Genomic DNA, 12876 nt, shown 5'->3' on the forward strand with positions numbered 1-12876 from the left:
GCGGCCCCGGCCTCTCTAGCCGAAAACACTTCATCAACCAACCGCATAGGAAGCCAATCCGCCCGGATTAAGGCAACACCGAGGCTGCCGCCGCGCATCATGGTTACCGCTGAAGAAGCCGTTGGAAAACATCGAAATGCCGATGATCCAGCCACGGAGAAGACGTGGCCAGTAACAAACATTGACAAAAAAGCAGCCGGAAAAAACCGAACGAAGTCGAAAGCAAAGCTCCCGGCAATGCCGCGCGTCGCGCAACCCCGTCGACGGATCAGCCGAGCGGCAGGACGGCGCTCAGGACACGTCCGGGCCGTAGGCCGGCGCAACCATGCCACCGACCATGCCGCCAACGACCTCCGCGGCCACGCGGGGACGCCGCACGGTCTCGCCTTCGACGATCCGCCAAGCCGTGCGATCCGCCATCAGAGCAGTCAGCACCGCATGGTTGAGCTTGTGACCACCACGGACCGAACGATAGGTTCCGAGCATCGGCAGGCCGGCCAGCGCCAGATCGCCGATCGCATCCAGCACCTTGTGGCGGGCGCATTCGTCGGCGTAGCGCAGACCTTCGGGATTGAGCAGGCGGTCCTCGTCGAACACAAGCGTGTTGTCGAAGGACGAACCGAGCGCGAAGCCGGCGCTCCACAGTCGCGACACGTCGCTCATGCAGCCGAAGGTGCGGGCGCGGGCGATCTCGCGGCGGAAGCGCTCGGGGCTGAGCTCGAAATGATAGGCTTGGCGGCCGATCACGGGGTTGGTGAAATCGATTTCGGCTTCGACCCAGAAGCCGGAGCTGTTTGGACGCAGCTCGCCCGTGGAGGCGCCGATGGTCACCTGGACCGGCTTGAGCACCTGAATGTAGCGCCGCGGAGCCGACTGATTGACGATCCCGGCCTGGTCGATGGCAGCGACGAACGGTGCCGCACTGCCATCCATGATCGGAACCTCGGGACCATCGACCTCGATCAGCGCATTGTCGACACCCATGCCGCGCAGCGCGGCGAGAACATGCTCGGCGGTGGACACCAGCGGACCGTTGCGGTCACCGAGCACCGTCGCCAACTCGGTGGCGATCACCGAGCCGAAGGACGCCTGGACCTCGCGGTCGGCGCCATCGAGGCCGGTGCGGAGGAACACGATCCCCGCATCGATCGGCGCAGGCCCGATCGTCAGGCTGACAGGCGCGCCAGAGTGGACGCCTACACCGGTGACGGTGGCTTGCGAACGAAGCGTTGTTTGCCGGCTGAATTTCATCGACGATCGCCCAAGACCCCGCCTGATCCCCTCGTCAGCCCGCCCCTCGCGAACCGACTCACTTTCAGGCATCCCCAAGTCACGGCAGAACTTAACGAGAGCCCCAAAGAGCGCCAACTCACGCTTCTTTACGGATTGTTACCCCATCTCTGCCGTATTCGCGCCAACCCTTAACCAAACTGGAACGAGGCCTTAACCCTCCCGGTTCCCGATCTAAACACCGAAAGAATAATTAATCATTTAAAATCAGTTAGTTGAACGGCAATCACGGAGCCCCGGCGGCCCATGGAAAAGGCCCGGCTCTCGCGAGCCGGGCCTGTTCAGCACCATCAGGGCTGTAACAATTCTCAGGTTGCCTGCCGGCGGAGGAAGGCCGGGATATCCAAATGGTCGTCTCCCTGTGGCGCCGGGGACACAGGCGCAGGACGGCCATGGACGTCCAGACCCTGCGGCGCGGGACGGCGGGCATATTCCGAGACAGGCGATTCGTGGCTCGCAACCTGCTGAGCAACGTTCCGCTGCGACTTACGTTCCGGCAGGGGCGGCATCTGCGGCATGGCAGGACCCGCGGTCCGCACCGGCAGCGGCGGCTCGGCGTCCTCGTCCCGGCGGCCGAGACCGACATTGGCGAGACGCTGCAGCAGCGACATTCGGGTCTTCTGCGGATGCTCGTCGCCCTCGTCGCCCCTCGCCTGACGGATCTCGGCCTGGGCCGGCATCGGCAGGTCCTCGAACTTGGGCATGCGCGGCGCGCGGACCGGAACCCGCTCAGCGGCCTGGGGAATGAAGGTCTCGGGCGGGGCCGCCGGCTCGATCGGAGCCGCGCGCTGCGCCTCGGGCTCCGGGAACAGGGACGGCTTCTGCGCAATCGGGCGGACCGTCACGTCGCCATAAGAGGCTGCCGGCGCCGGGGCAGCCGAGGGCGCGGGCTCGCTTGCCATTGCGGCGGCAACGGCGGCCAGCGTGTCGCGCTCGAGATTCGGCGCCGGACGCGGCGCAGGCGCCATCGGCGCGGGCGCCGCGGCGGCGACGGCCGGAGCCTGCGACGCCTGCTGCTCGAGCTTGGCGGCGCGTTCAGCCAGGCGCTGATTGTCGGCGCGCAGGCGCGCAGTCAGATCGGCGAGGCGGCTTTCAGGGAGACCCGCGGCAGCGGTCGGGGCGGCGGCAATCGGAGCGACAGCCGCCGCCGGCTGTGAGGTCGTGACGTTCCGGTTGAACTGCGCCTGCTCGATGCCGGTCGCGACCACCGAGACCCGAATCAGCCCGTCGAGCGATTCGTCGAAGGTGGCGCCGACGATGATGTTGGCGTCCTGGTCGACCTCCTCGCGGATACGGGTCGCAGCTTCGTCGACCTCGAACAGCGTGAGATCCTTGCCGCCGGTGATCGAGATCAGGAGGCCGCGCGCGCCCTTCATCGACGAATCGTCGATCAGCGGGTTGGCGATGGCGGCTTCGGCGGCAGTGAGCGCGCGCTTGTCGCCGGAGGCTTCGCCGGTGCCCATCATCGCCTTGCCCATCTCACGCATAACAGCGCGGACGTCGGCGAAGTCGAGGTTGATCAGGCCTTCCTTGACCATCAGGTCGGTGATGCAGGCGACGCCGGAATAGAGCACCTGGTCGGCCATCGCGAAGGCGTCGGCGAAGGTGGTCTTCTCGTTGGCGACCCGGAACAGGTTCTGGTTCGGGATGATCAGCAGCGTGTCGACGACCTTGTGCAGCTCGGAGATGCCCGACTCCGCGGTGCGCATGCGGCGCGCGCCCTCGAAGTGGAACGGCTTGGTGACGACGCCCACGGTGAGAATGTTCATCTCGCGCGCGGTCTTGGCAATGACCGGAGCTGCACCGGTGCCCGTTCCGCCACCCATGCCGGCGGTCACGAACACCATGTTGGCGCCCGAGAGATGATCGCGGATCTCGTCGATCACCTCCTGCGCGGCGGCGGCGCCGACGTCCGGCTGCGAGCCGGCGCCGAGGCCTTGGGTCACCTGCGTGCCCATCTGGATGATGCGCTGAGCCTTGGACATGGTCAGCGCCTGCGCGTCGGTATTGGCGACCACGAAGTCCACCCCCTGCAGGCCGGCCGTGATCATGTTGTTGACGGCGTTGCCGCCCGCGCCACCGACACCGAACACGGTGATCCGGGGCTTCAGCTCGTGGATATCAGGAGGGGTAATAGTGAGTGCCATGATTGCCTCTCGATCACGCGCGGGTGGGTTCGCCCCGGCCGCCGGCCGCGGTTGGTGTTGTTGAAAATCGCATGGGGTGGAAACCGGTCATCAGAAGCCCTCGCGTAGCCATCGTCCGACCTTTCCGAAGTAGCCGTCGGTTCCTGTCCCGACCTGCCGCGTATGCCGCGGTTCGACGTGTTCCAGGTGCGCGTATTGCGGATAGACCAGAAGCCCGGTGGGCACCGCGAAGGCGGCGTTCTTGGCCTCGTTGGGGAGACGGCCGAAACCGAGCGGACGGCCGACGCGCACCGGGCGGTCGAGGATCCGGGTCGCAAGCTCGACCAGCCCCGTCAGCTGGGAGGCGCCTCCGCTAAGGACGACGCGCGCCTTGGGTTCTGCCGCAAAGGGCGAATCCTTCAGCCGGTCGCGGACCATTTCAAAAATCTCCTCTGCGCGGTGCCTGACGATGTTCGCGATGGTGGCGCGGGACACGATCTGCGGAACATCCCGCTCGTTGTCACCGGCCGTCGGAACAGACATCAACTCACGCGCGTCGGACCCGCCAGTCAGCACCGTGCCATATAACGTCTTGATTCGCTCGGCATCTGCAATGCACGCTGATAGTCCGCGCGCAAGATCCATGGTCACGTGATGCCCGCCGAGCGCAAAACCGGAGGCATGGACGAAGCGGCCGCCGGAATAGATCGCGATCGTCGTGGTGCCGGCCCCCATTTCGACCACCGCCGCGCCGAGATCGGCCTCGTCGTCGGTCAGCACCGACAACCCGGCAACATACGGGCTTGCCGCCATGGCCTCGACGTTGAGATGGCAACGCTCCACCACGAGCATCAGGTTCTTGGCCACGGTGGCGTCGGTCGTGACCACGTTCATGTCGACGCCGAACTGCCGCGCCAGCATGCCGCGGGGGTCGCGGATGCCCTTCACGCCATCGAGCGTGTAGCCGACGGGCAAGGCATGCAGCACCGCGCGCCCGTCGCCGGTGGCGTGGTGCATGCCGGTTGAGGTCACGCGGCTGACATCGGCCTGGGTCACGGCGCCGCCGCGAATGTCCGAGGTGGCCTCGATCAGATGGCCCATGACGCGGCCGCCGGCGACCGGCAGCAGCACGGACTCGACCCGCACCTTGGCCATGCGCTCGGCCAGCGCGACCGCCTGCCGCACGGCCTGCTCGCATTCGACGGGATCGACGACGGCGCCGGCCTTGACGCCGCGCGACTGGATCTGGCTGTAGCCGATCAGCTCGACCGTGTGGGTGCGGCCGCGCAGCGCGTCGCTGGGCGGCGCCGGCTTCAGCCGCGCGATCATGCAGGCGATCTTGCTGGTGCCGACATCGAGAGAGGCCACAAGCGCGGTGCGCTTCTGGCCCATCGGGCGCGTCTTCGGAGTCTGGCGATCGAAGCCGGTCATGCGTCACCGGCCTTCTTCTTGGACTTCTTGTCCTTGAACAGCTCGTCGTGCGCCTTCGCTGCGTCCTCGGACAGTTGCACCGTCAGCCGGTCCGACAGCCGCAAGTCGATGGCGACGATGTCGCGCGAGAACAGCTTGTCGTCCTGGTCGAGCTGGGTCAGGGTCGCGAGCGCATTACCGACATCGTGCTCGGGCAGGCGAATATCGAGGCCGTCCTTGGTCCGCAGGTTCCAGCGACGCTCGCCGACGAACACGGCGGCCTTGGTGACCGCGCGCACCTGCGGGTAGCGGGCGAGCAGCGCCAGGAAATCACGCGCCCGGCTTTCGGCTCCCTTGCCGACCACGAGCGGCAGGGTCAGGAAACGGCGCGAGACATATTGCTCGAGCACGGCGCCGTCATCGGCGATGACCGAGAGGCGGCCCTCCTGCTGCCAGAGCGCGAACGCCTTGCGCTCGACGACGTCGATCTGGAGCTGGTTCGGAAAGAACTTCTGCACCGTGGCGTCGGCGATCCAGGGGTTGGCCTTGAGCCTGTCGCGCACCGCGGCGGCATCGAGGAACAGCAACGAGGAGCGGCCGGTGACGCCGCCGACGGCGAGGATCTCGTCCTGGGTGAGCTGCTTGCGGCCATTGATCGCCACGGCCGTGATGCGGAAGCCGGCCGCATTGGCCAGGGCATTGCGGGTGTCGGACAGGGCCGCGCTGACGTCCTGGGCGTGGCCGCCCTTGACGATGCCGAGCCAGACGCTGCCGAACAAGAGCACCACGGTCGCCACGGTGCCGAGCCGGCGCGGCAGATAGCGCTCGACGAGCTCGACCACGCGCGGCGGCGCCTCGCGCTCGACCATCGGCGCGCGCGCGGCCTGCATCGACGCCAGATCTCTTCGGCTCGACCGCCTGCCTTGCTTCGTGCCGCCGTGCGCGAAGCGGATACGCGGAAGGCGGGCCGAGACATACTCGCGCAGCAGGATTGCCGCGCCAAGGGCAGCGGCTTTCAGGTTCGCTTGAGGCCTCTGCGATCGAGCGAGGCGTCCTGCACCATCCATTGCACGAGCTCATCAAACTGTTGCGCCCGCAGATACTCGCGGACCCACGCCTGCGCTCCCGGCCGGCCGGACGCTGGTGACGTCGCGATGCGTGACGTCACGACCCGGCAGCCGAGCACCACTGAGGCGCCAGCGTTAACCTTCGGACGTCCTGGTAAACAAAAAGTAAAATCGGTCCGGAGAGACGAATTTTTTCTCCGATTTATGAGGACCTTGCCCGGAATTCTTAAGCATTTTACGGGTTACAGGAACCACCGGGAGACGCCGGGCCGGGTTCCTGCGGGGCGTCTACCGAACGCCGGATCGACGGCTGCGCCCCTCCGCCAAGGCGATCTGCTGATTGAGGAAATCGACAAAAGCGATCCCCTGCGCCGCGAGCGCCTTGGGATACAGCGAGGCCGCGGTCAGCCCGGGCAGCGTATTGGTCTCGAGATAAACGGGACCATTGGCCGAGACGATGAAGTCGGTCCGCGAATAGCCGCCGCAGGACAGCGCGCGATGCGCCTTGATCGCCTCCGTCTGCAGCGCGGCCGTCACCTCCGGACTGAAGCGGCCGGGACAGATCTCCTTCGTCGCCGCGGCGAGGTACTTCGCGAAATAGTTGAAGGCGCCGTCGGCGGGGAGGATCTCGATCGGCGGCAGCGCGATCAGCGAGCCGTCTACCTGTTCGAGCACGCCGCAGGTGGCTTCCGTTCCGGTGACGAACGGCTCGATCAGATACTCCTCGGTCGCGGCCGCCGCTTTGACGGCAACGAGGTCCTGGCTGGCGTTGACGAAGATCAGCCCAAAACTCGATCCGTCCTTCACCGGCTTGGCGATCAGCCGGCCGTAGCGCGCCAGCGCCGCTTCGGCGTCATCGAACGCGACACCCTCGGCCGCTGTGACCCCGCCGAGCACGGCGAAGCGCTTGGCGGCAACCTTGTCGAAGGCGAGGTGCGAGGCGGCCGAGCTCGAGCCGGTGAACGGCACGCCGCGAAGCTCGCACATCAGTTGAAGCTCGCCATTCTCCGCCCGGCCGCCGTGGAGACCGAGCACCAGAACCCGATCCTCGGCCCTGGCGCGATCGAGCGCCTCGGCGAGCGTGCCGATACTCTCACCATCGGCGGTGAACGGCTCCTCGAACGGCTTGGCATGAGCCGTGAGCGCCGGGCCGCTCGCCTGATGCACCGTGTCGTCGGCCTCCCAGAACCAGAGGTCAGCCTCGGGCAGCGCGGCATGCAGCGCTTTGGCGCTGGCGACCGAGACGAGGCGCTCCTTGTTGGAGCCGCCGAACAAAATCGTGGTGCGCATCAATGTCTTCTCGGTTGATCTCACAACCGCAGTCGCGATTGCGCTGACGTCACTTGAGCAGGGGGGCGATCAGCTCGCCTTGACTCCGATCCGCTTGATCTCCCACTGCAACTCGATGCCCGAACTCGCCTTGACCCGCTCGCGCACGGTCTCGCCGAGAGTCTCGATGTCGTCAGCGGTGGCGTTGCCGGTGTTGATCAGGAAGTTGCAGTGCATTTCTGAAACCTGGGCGCCGCCGACCTTGAGACCGCGGCAGCCTGCGGCATCGACCAGCTTCCAGGCGGAATGTCCCGGCGGATTCTTGAAGGTCGAGCCGCCGGTCTTCTCGCGGATCGGCTGCGCCGTCTCACGATGCGCCTGCACCTCGGCCATGCGCGCCCGGATCGCCTCCGGCGCCGACGGCGTGCCGCGGAAGCGCGCTACCGTGAAGATCAGCGACGGATCGACGCCGCTCGCGCGATAGGTGAACTTCATCTCGGCATTGTTGAAGCGGTGCGTCTTGCCATGGCGGTCAATCGCGATCGCCTCGACCAGGATGTCCTTTGTCTCGCCGCCATTGGCGCCGGCATTCATCCGCAGCGCGCCGCCGATCGTGCCGGGAATACCGAACAGGAATTCCAGGCCCGCGAGATTGGCCGACGCCGCGATCTCGGCGACGCGCTTGTCGAGCGCGGCGGTGCCGGCGGTCACGATGTCGCCCTCCGCCTTGACCTCGCCGAACGCGCGCGGCGCCAGCCGGATCACGACGCCCGGCACGCCGCCGTCGCGCACGATCAGGTTGGAGCCGACGCCGATAACGTAGAGCGGCAGATCACTGGACAGGTTCTTGAGGAAGTAGGCGAGGTCGTCAGCATCCGCCGGCGTGAACAGCACCTGCGCCGGTCCGCCGACGCGAAACCAGGTGAGAGGCGCGAGACTCTCGTTGGCGAGGAGCCGCCCGCGCAGCTCCGGCATTGCGGCTTTGAGCTCGGGCGTAATGTCGGGGAAACTCACGCGGCTGCTCTCACATCGTGCGCCGACATCGTCAGGGTCGGCACGCACTCTCCGTTCCCTCCCCCCTTGTGGGGGAGGGTCAGGGAGGGGGGTGAGCCCCAGGCGCCGGCGCTCGTGGTCCCCCCCTCTCCACCTCTCCCCCACAAGGGGGGAGAGAGCAGAGTATGCCGCGTAGCTGCCAGCTCGCCCAACGACACAGCCCTCATCCCAGCGCCTTCAACTCACCGGGCAGCGCGTAGGCCCATTGCGTGATGTTGCCGGCACCGAGGCACACGACCAGGTCACCGGGCTTGGCGAGACCCTTGACGATGCCGGCGAGATCGGCGGCCTTCGGCAGCGGCACCACGTCGCGATGGCCGTGGGCGCGCAGGCCCAGAACGAAGTGATCGCGATCGATGCCCTCGATCGGCGCCTCGCCGGCCGGATAGACGTCGGCAACGACGACCGCATCGGCGTCGTTGAAGCAGGTGCAGAACTCCTCGAACAGCGATTGCAGCCGGGTGTAGCGATGCGGCTGCACCACGGCGAAGACCTTGCCATTGGTGGATTCGCGCGCCGCCTTCAGTACCGCCGCGATCTCGACCGGATGGTGACCGTAGTCATCGATCACGGTGACGCCATTCCACTCGCCGGTGCGGGTGAAGCGGCGCTTGACGCCGCCGAAGCCGGCAATCGCCTTGCGGATGGCCTCGTCGGACAGGCCGAGCTCGCGCGCGACCGCGATCGCCGCCGTTGCGTTCGAGGCATTGTGCCGGCCTGGCATCGGCAGCGCGATGTCGGCAATCTCGTGCGTCTCACCGCTCTTGCGGTCGCGGAACACGACCTTGAACGACGAGCCGCCGCCCATCGGCGCGAGGTCGACAAGGCGGACATCGGCTTGCGGGTTCACACCGTAGGTGATGATGCGGCGGTCCTCGATCTTTCCGACCAGCGTTTGCACCACCGGATGATCGATGCACATCACGGCGAAGCCGTAGAACGGCACGTTCTCGACGAAGGCGCGGAAGGCGTCCTGCACGGCCTCGAAGGTCTTGAAGTGATCGAGATGCTCGGGATCGACATTGGTGACGATCGCGACATCCGCCGGCAGCTTCAGGAAGGTGCCGTCGCTCTCGTCGGCCTCGACCACCATCCATTCGCCGGCGCCAAGCCGCGCGTTGGTGCCATAGGCATTGATGATGCCGCCATTGATGACGGTCGGATCGAGACCGCCGGCATCGAGCAGCGCCGCGACCATCGATGTCGTCGTGGTCTTGCCATGGGTGCCGGCGATGGCGACGCAGCTCTTCAGCCGCATCAGCTCGGCCAGCATCTCGGCACGCCGGACGACGGGAATGCGCTGGGCGCGCGCCGCCATCAGCTCGGGATTGTCGCGCTTGATGGCGGTCGAGACGACGACGACGTCGGCACCCGCGACGTTCTCGGCCTTGTGGCCGACGCTGACGGTGATGCCCTTCTCGCGCAGGCGTGCGACGTTCGCATTGTCCGAGGCGTCCGAGCCCTGCACCGTATAGCCGAGATTGCACAGCACCTCGGCGATGCCGCTCATGCCGATGCCGCCGATCCCGACGAAGTGGATGGGTCCGATCTCGCGCGGCAGTCTCATGGGGGCATCTCGTCTCAAGGGTTCCGGGCGCCCGGCGGGAGGGAGCGGCCGCGAATCATCAGCTCTTCTTGCAAGACATGACCGACCTGGACAAGTCCGGCCAGGCCGTAAGAACTGCCAAATTCGCAGCCGTTCGCCCGATTTTGGCCGATTTTGGCAGCCCAGCCGGCGCGATCGGCCATGAGTTCCCGCTCGATCCCACCTTTCACAAATTGTTAAGCGCGATCCCACGCTGCCCCCTCCCAACAGGATACCTGCAATTTTTGCGCGCTCACCGCGTCAGTTCGCGTGGCATGAGTAGCGGGCGGCCGGCGTGCCGGGCACGCATATTTCAATCTTTGATGGAGAACCCTCGCCGATGTGCTCGCTGTGTGAAACGCACCCTCCCGTATTGTCCCGGCGCCGGCTGCTCGGCGGCGGCGCAGTGCTGGCTGCCGCGGCGGTCGGCGCACTTCCGGCGTTTGCCAAAGAAGCCAAGCAGGCGAGCGACAGCGCGATGCCCCCCAACGCCATCTCTCCGGACGACGCGATGAAGCGCATCGTCGATGGCAACGCGCGCTACGTCGCCGGCAACCTCGACAACAAGGATTTCTCGGCCGGCCGGGCAGCGCGCGCCGCGGCCCAATACCCGATCGCCGCGATCGTGAGCTGCGCCGATGCCCGGGTCGCCCCCGAGCTGGTGTTCGATCAAGCGCCCGGTGAGCTGTTCGTGGTCCGGGTCGCCGGCAATTTCGTCAACGACGACGGTCTCGCCAGCCTCGAATATGGCGTCAAGTTTCTCGGCACGCCTCTCGTCCTGGTGCTCGGTCACAGCGGCTGCGGGGCCATCGATGCGACGATCAAGGTACTCAAGGACGGCACCAAGCTGCCAGGCCACCTGCCCGCACTGATCAATGCGCTCAAACCCGGCGTCGAGGCTGCGATCGCGAAGAAGCCGCAGGATCTGCTGGCCGAAGCCACCGCAGAGAACGTGCGCAGCAACGTCCGGCGCCTGTCGACCGCCAAGCCGATTCTCGGCCGCATGGTCGCCGAGGGCAAGGTGAAGATCGTGGGCGGCATCTATGACATCGGCACCGGCCGGGTCACCATGATCTGACGCTCAAGCTGGCCGCAGCACGCGATCCGCACGCGCGGCTGCGGCCGCGAGCCAACACACCTGATGGCAGAACCAGGCCTCCACGGAGGCCACGAAACCCGGCGTCAGCATCAGATGCCGGCGCCCGTCGGCGAAGCGCAGCAGACCGCGCCCCTCCATGGTCGTCAGCAGATTGCGGATATGGGAGCGCGAGACGCCGAGCGAGGTCGCAAGCTCCGCCGTCGAAATCGCGACGGCCTCGCGCCCAACGGCGGACCGGGCGACGAGCATCAGCGCCAGATGGATGCCGCTGTCATGCTCGTCGGTCCAGGCGAGATCGGGAAATCCCGTCAGGGGCCGATTGTCGCGGCACAGCCAGCTCGCACATTGCCGGATCGTCTCCGCATAGAACGCGGCGTCATCCTGCAGACGAAGGCTCAGTCCGCCGGCATGCGTCAATCGGGCGTGGCAATCCAGATGCATGGCAAGCCAGCCTCGCAGCCCCTCGAGGATGACGGGGCCGGGCACCAGGTAGCGGATACGAGCATCCTCGGGATCGCGCTCGACGGTCACCAGCGACAGACCGCGCAACACCGCGACGAACGCCGCCGTCTGCCGCGGACCCGGCAGCCGCCTCTGCAGGCGTGTCAGGGTCGGCCGCTCGACCGGCTTGCGCGCCGACATGTGCATCATCACGATGTGCGCGGCGATTTCCGTCGGAGCGCGCTGACCGAACAGCTTGATCATCAGGCGTTGACCGCGCAGCGGCGCAATCAGCTGGTCGCAAAATCCGACGAGCACAGGCACAAAGGACGGATGGCGCCGCAAGTGCATCGGATGATCGTCAAGCAGGACAGCGCCATTGTCGGAGCTCCGGTTCATCATGGGATCACCGTGCGCTTGCGCGACTAGAGCGCCGCCGTCCTGATCACGAGATCGGCCAGCCGTTCCGCGGCATCGAGCCGCCCGGCTGTGCGCGCAGCCTGGGCCATCGCGGCGAGACGCGTCGGCTCGGCGGCGAGCGCCGAGATCTCGGAGGCCAGCCTGTCGGAGGTGAATTCGCTCTGCACGATCCGGATCGCGGCGCTCGCGTCCGACAGCACGCCGGCATTCGCGAACTGGTCCTGGTCGATGGCGCCCGGCAGCGGCACCAGGATCGAGGGCCGGCCGATCGCGGCGAGCTCGGCCACGGTGCCGGCGCCGGAACGCGAGATCACGAGGTGATTGGTGGCGAGCCGCGCCGGCAGGTCGGTGAAGAAGGGTTGCAGATCGGCATTGATCTTGAGCCGGTCATAGACCGCGCGCACCCGCGCCATGTCCTCCTGGCGCACCTGCTGGGTCAGCACCAGACGGCCCCACAGCGCCGGCTCCAGCCGCTCGATCGCGCCGGGCACGATGTCGCTCATGATGCGCGCGCCCTGGCTGCCGCCGACGACGAGCAACCGCAGCGGCCCGGCGGTCTCCGGCGGGACATAGGGCACGTCCGCGGCTTCGAGGATTGCAGGTCGCATCGGGGTGCCGACCGTGGTCGTCTTGCCGGCCAGCGCGGGATCGCGGTCGAGCACGCCCGGCAACGAGGTTGCAATCGCCTTCACATGCGCGGACAGGAAACGATTGGCGCGGCCGAGCACGGCATTGGCGTCGTGGATCAGGCTGGGCACGCCGGCGAGGCGCGCCGCCAGCAGCGGCGGCACGGTCGGATAGCCGCCGAAGCCGATCACGGCCGCGGGCTTGAGCCGCCGCATCAGGTTGAAGGCCGCGATGGTGCCGGTACCGAGCAGCAGCGCGGTGCGCGCGAGCGCGACCGGCGAGCGGCTGCGCACCGTCTCGCTCGGCACCACGTCGATCATGTCCTTGGTGAACAGGCCGCTGTAGCGCAGCGCGCGCGCGTCGGTGACGAGACGGACGCGATAGCCGCGCCTGATCAGCTCGACGCCGAGCGCTTCAGCCGGAAACAGATGGCCGCCGGTGCCGCCGGCCGCGAGCAGAATGAGAGGCGCGGTTGAGGTCATGCGCGCT

Annotated in this window: 10 protein-coding genes; 1 reads left to right on the plus strand and 9 read right to left on the minus strand. The window is 67.1% G+C overall.

Annotated elements, in window-relative coordinates:
• Nucleotides 1-291: 291 nt before the first annotated feature.
• The 7 genes from lpxC to murC form a co-directional block, all read right to left on the minus strand.
• Complete coding sequence (lpxC, locus tag QX073_RS18675) at nt 292-1251, minus strand: UDP-3-O-acyl-N-acetylglucosamine deacetylase (protein WP_315713427.1); 960 nt, start codon at nt 1249-1251, stop codon at nt 292-294.
• Nucleotides 1252-1598: 347 nt separating this feature from the next.
• A complete protein-coding gene (gene ftsZ / locus QX073_RS18680) occupies nt 1599-3437 on the minus strand; it encodes a cell division protein FtsZ (RefSeq protein WP_316226152.1) in 1839 nt (612 codons plus the stop codon).
• A 90-nt stretch (nt 3438-3527) separates the two neighbouring features.
• A complete protein-coding gene (gene ftsA / locus QX073_RS18685) occupies nt 3528-4847 on the minus strand; it encodes a cell division protein FtsA (protein WP_315713429.1) in 1320 nt (439 codons plus the stop codon).
• Entirely contained in the window at nt 4844-5893 is a 1050-nt protein-coding gene (locus tag QX073_RS18690; RefSeq protein ID WP_315713430.1) for a cell division protein FtsQ/DivIB, read from the minus strand. Before QX073_RS18690 ends, ftsA begins: the two co-directional genes overlap by 4 nt.
• Nucleotides 5894-6181: 288 nt before the next feature.
• A complete protein-coding gene (locus QX073_RS18695) occupies nt 6182-7183 on the minus strand; it encodes a D-alanine--D-alanine ligase (RefSeq protein ID WP_315752434.1) in 1002 nt (333 codons plus the stop codon).
• A gap of 69 nt (nt 7184-7252) precedes the next feature.
• Nucleotides 7253-8176 carry a UDP-N-acetylmuramate dehydrogenase gene (gene murB, locus QX073_RS18700; protein ID WP_316226153.1) on the minus strand — a complete coding sequence of 308 codons (924 nt, stop codon included), beginning with the start codon at nt 8174-8176 and terminating at the stop codon, nt 7253-7255.
• Nucleotides 8177-8378: 202 nt separating this feature from the next.
• On the minus strand, nt 8379-9782 hold the full coding sequence (gene murC, locus QX073_RS18705; protein WP_315825274.1) for a UDP-N-acetylmuramate--L-alanine ligase: 1404 nt from the start codon (nt 9780-9782) through the stop codon (nt 8379-8381).
• Nucleotides 9783-10140: 358 nt separating this feature from the next.
• Here murC and QX073_RS18710 point away from each other — a divergent pair, with 358 nt between their 5' ends.
• Nucleotides 10141-10878 (plus strand): carbonic anhydrase, encoded by a 738-nt coding sequence (locus QX073_RS18710; protein ID WP_316226154.1) that lies wholly within the window; start codon nt 10141-10143, stop codon nt 10876-10878.
• 3 nt (nt 10879-10881) lie between these two features.
• On the opposite strand, the gene QX073_RS18715 is transcribed toward QX073_RS18710, so the two are convergent.
• Together QX073_RS18715 and murG are read right to left on the minus strand one after the other, a co-directional pair.
• Nucleotides 10882-11604: a hypothetical protein gene (locus QX073_RS18715; RefSeq protein ID WP_316226155.1), complete on the minus strand. Its 723-nt coding sequence runs from the start codon at nt 11602-11604 to the stop codon at nt 10882-10884.
• A 161-nt stretch (nt 11605-11765) separates the two neighbouring features.
• Nucleotides 11766-12869, minus strand: coding sequence for an undecaprenyldiphospho-muramoylpentapeptide beta-N-acetylglucosaminyltransferase (murG, locus tag QX073_RS18720; RefSeq protein WP_316226156.1), 1104 nt, complete (start codon nt 12867-12869; stop codon nt 11766-11768).
• Nucleotides 12870-12876 lie beyond the last annotated feature (7 nt).

The sequence above is a fragment of the Bradyrhizobium sp. SZCCHNS3052 genome (assembly GCF_032484495.1).
Classification (GTDB): domain Bacteria; phylum Pseudomonadota; class Alphaproteobacteria; order Rhizobiales; family Xanthobacteraceae; genus Bradyrhizobium.

Excerpts from the sequence above, each read along its gene's own strand:
- lpxC (WP_315713427.1), bottom strand. The coding sequence starts at position 1,251 with ATGAAATTCAGCCGGCAAACAACGCTTCGTTCGCAAGCCACCGTCACC.
- ftsZ (WP_316226152.1), bottom strand. The coding sequence starts at position 3,437 with ATGGCACTCACTATTACCCCTCCTGATATCCACGAGCTGAAGCCCCGG.
- ftsA (WP_315713429.1), bottom strand. The coding sequence starts at position 4,847 with ATGACCGGCTTCGATCGCCAGACTCCGAAGACGCGCCCGATGGGCCAG.
- QX073_RS18690 (WP_315713430.1), bottom strand. The coding sequence starts at position 5,893 with ATGGATGGTGCAGGACGCCTCGCTCGATCGCAGAGGCCTCAAGCGAAC.
- QX073_RS18695 (WP_315752434.1), bottom strand. The coding sequence starts at position 7,183 with ATGCGCACCACGATTTTGTTCGGCGGCTCCAACAAGGAGCGCCTCGTC.
- murC (WP_315825274.1), bottom strand. The coding sequence starts at position 9,782 with ATGAGACTGCCGCGCGAGATCGGACCCATCCACTTCGTCGGGATCGGC.
- QX073_RS18710 (WP_316226154.1), top strand. The coding sequence starts at position 10,141 with ATGTGCTCGCTGTGTGAAACGCACCCTCCCGTATTGTCCCGGCGCCGG.
- QX073_RS18715 (WP_316226155.1), bottom strand. The coding sequence starts at position 11,604 with ATGATCAAGCTGTTCGGTCAGCGCGCTCCGACGGAAATCGCCGCGCAC.
- murG (WP_316226156.1), bottom strand. The coding sequence starts at position 12,869 with ATGACCTCAACCGCGCCTCTCATTCTGCTCGCGGCCGGCGGCACCGGC.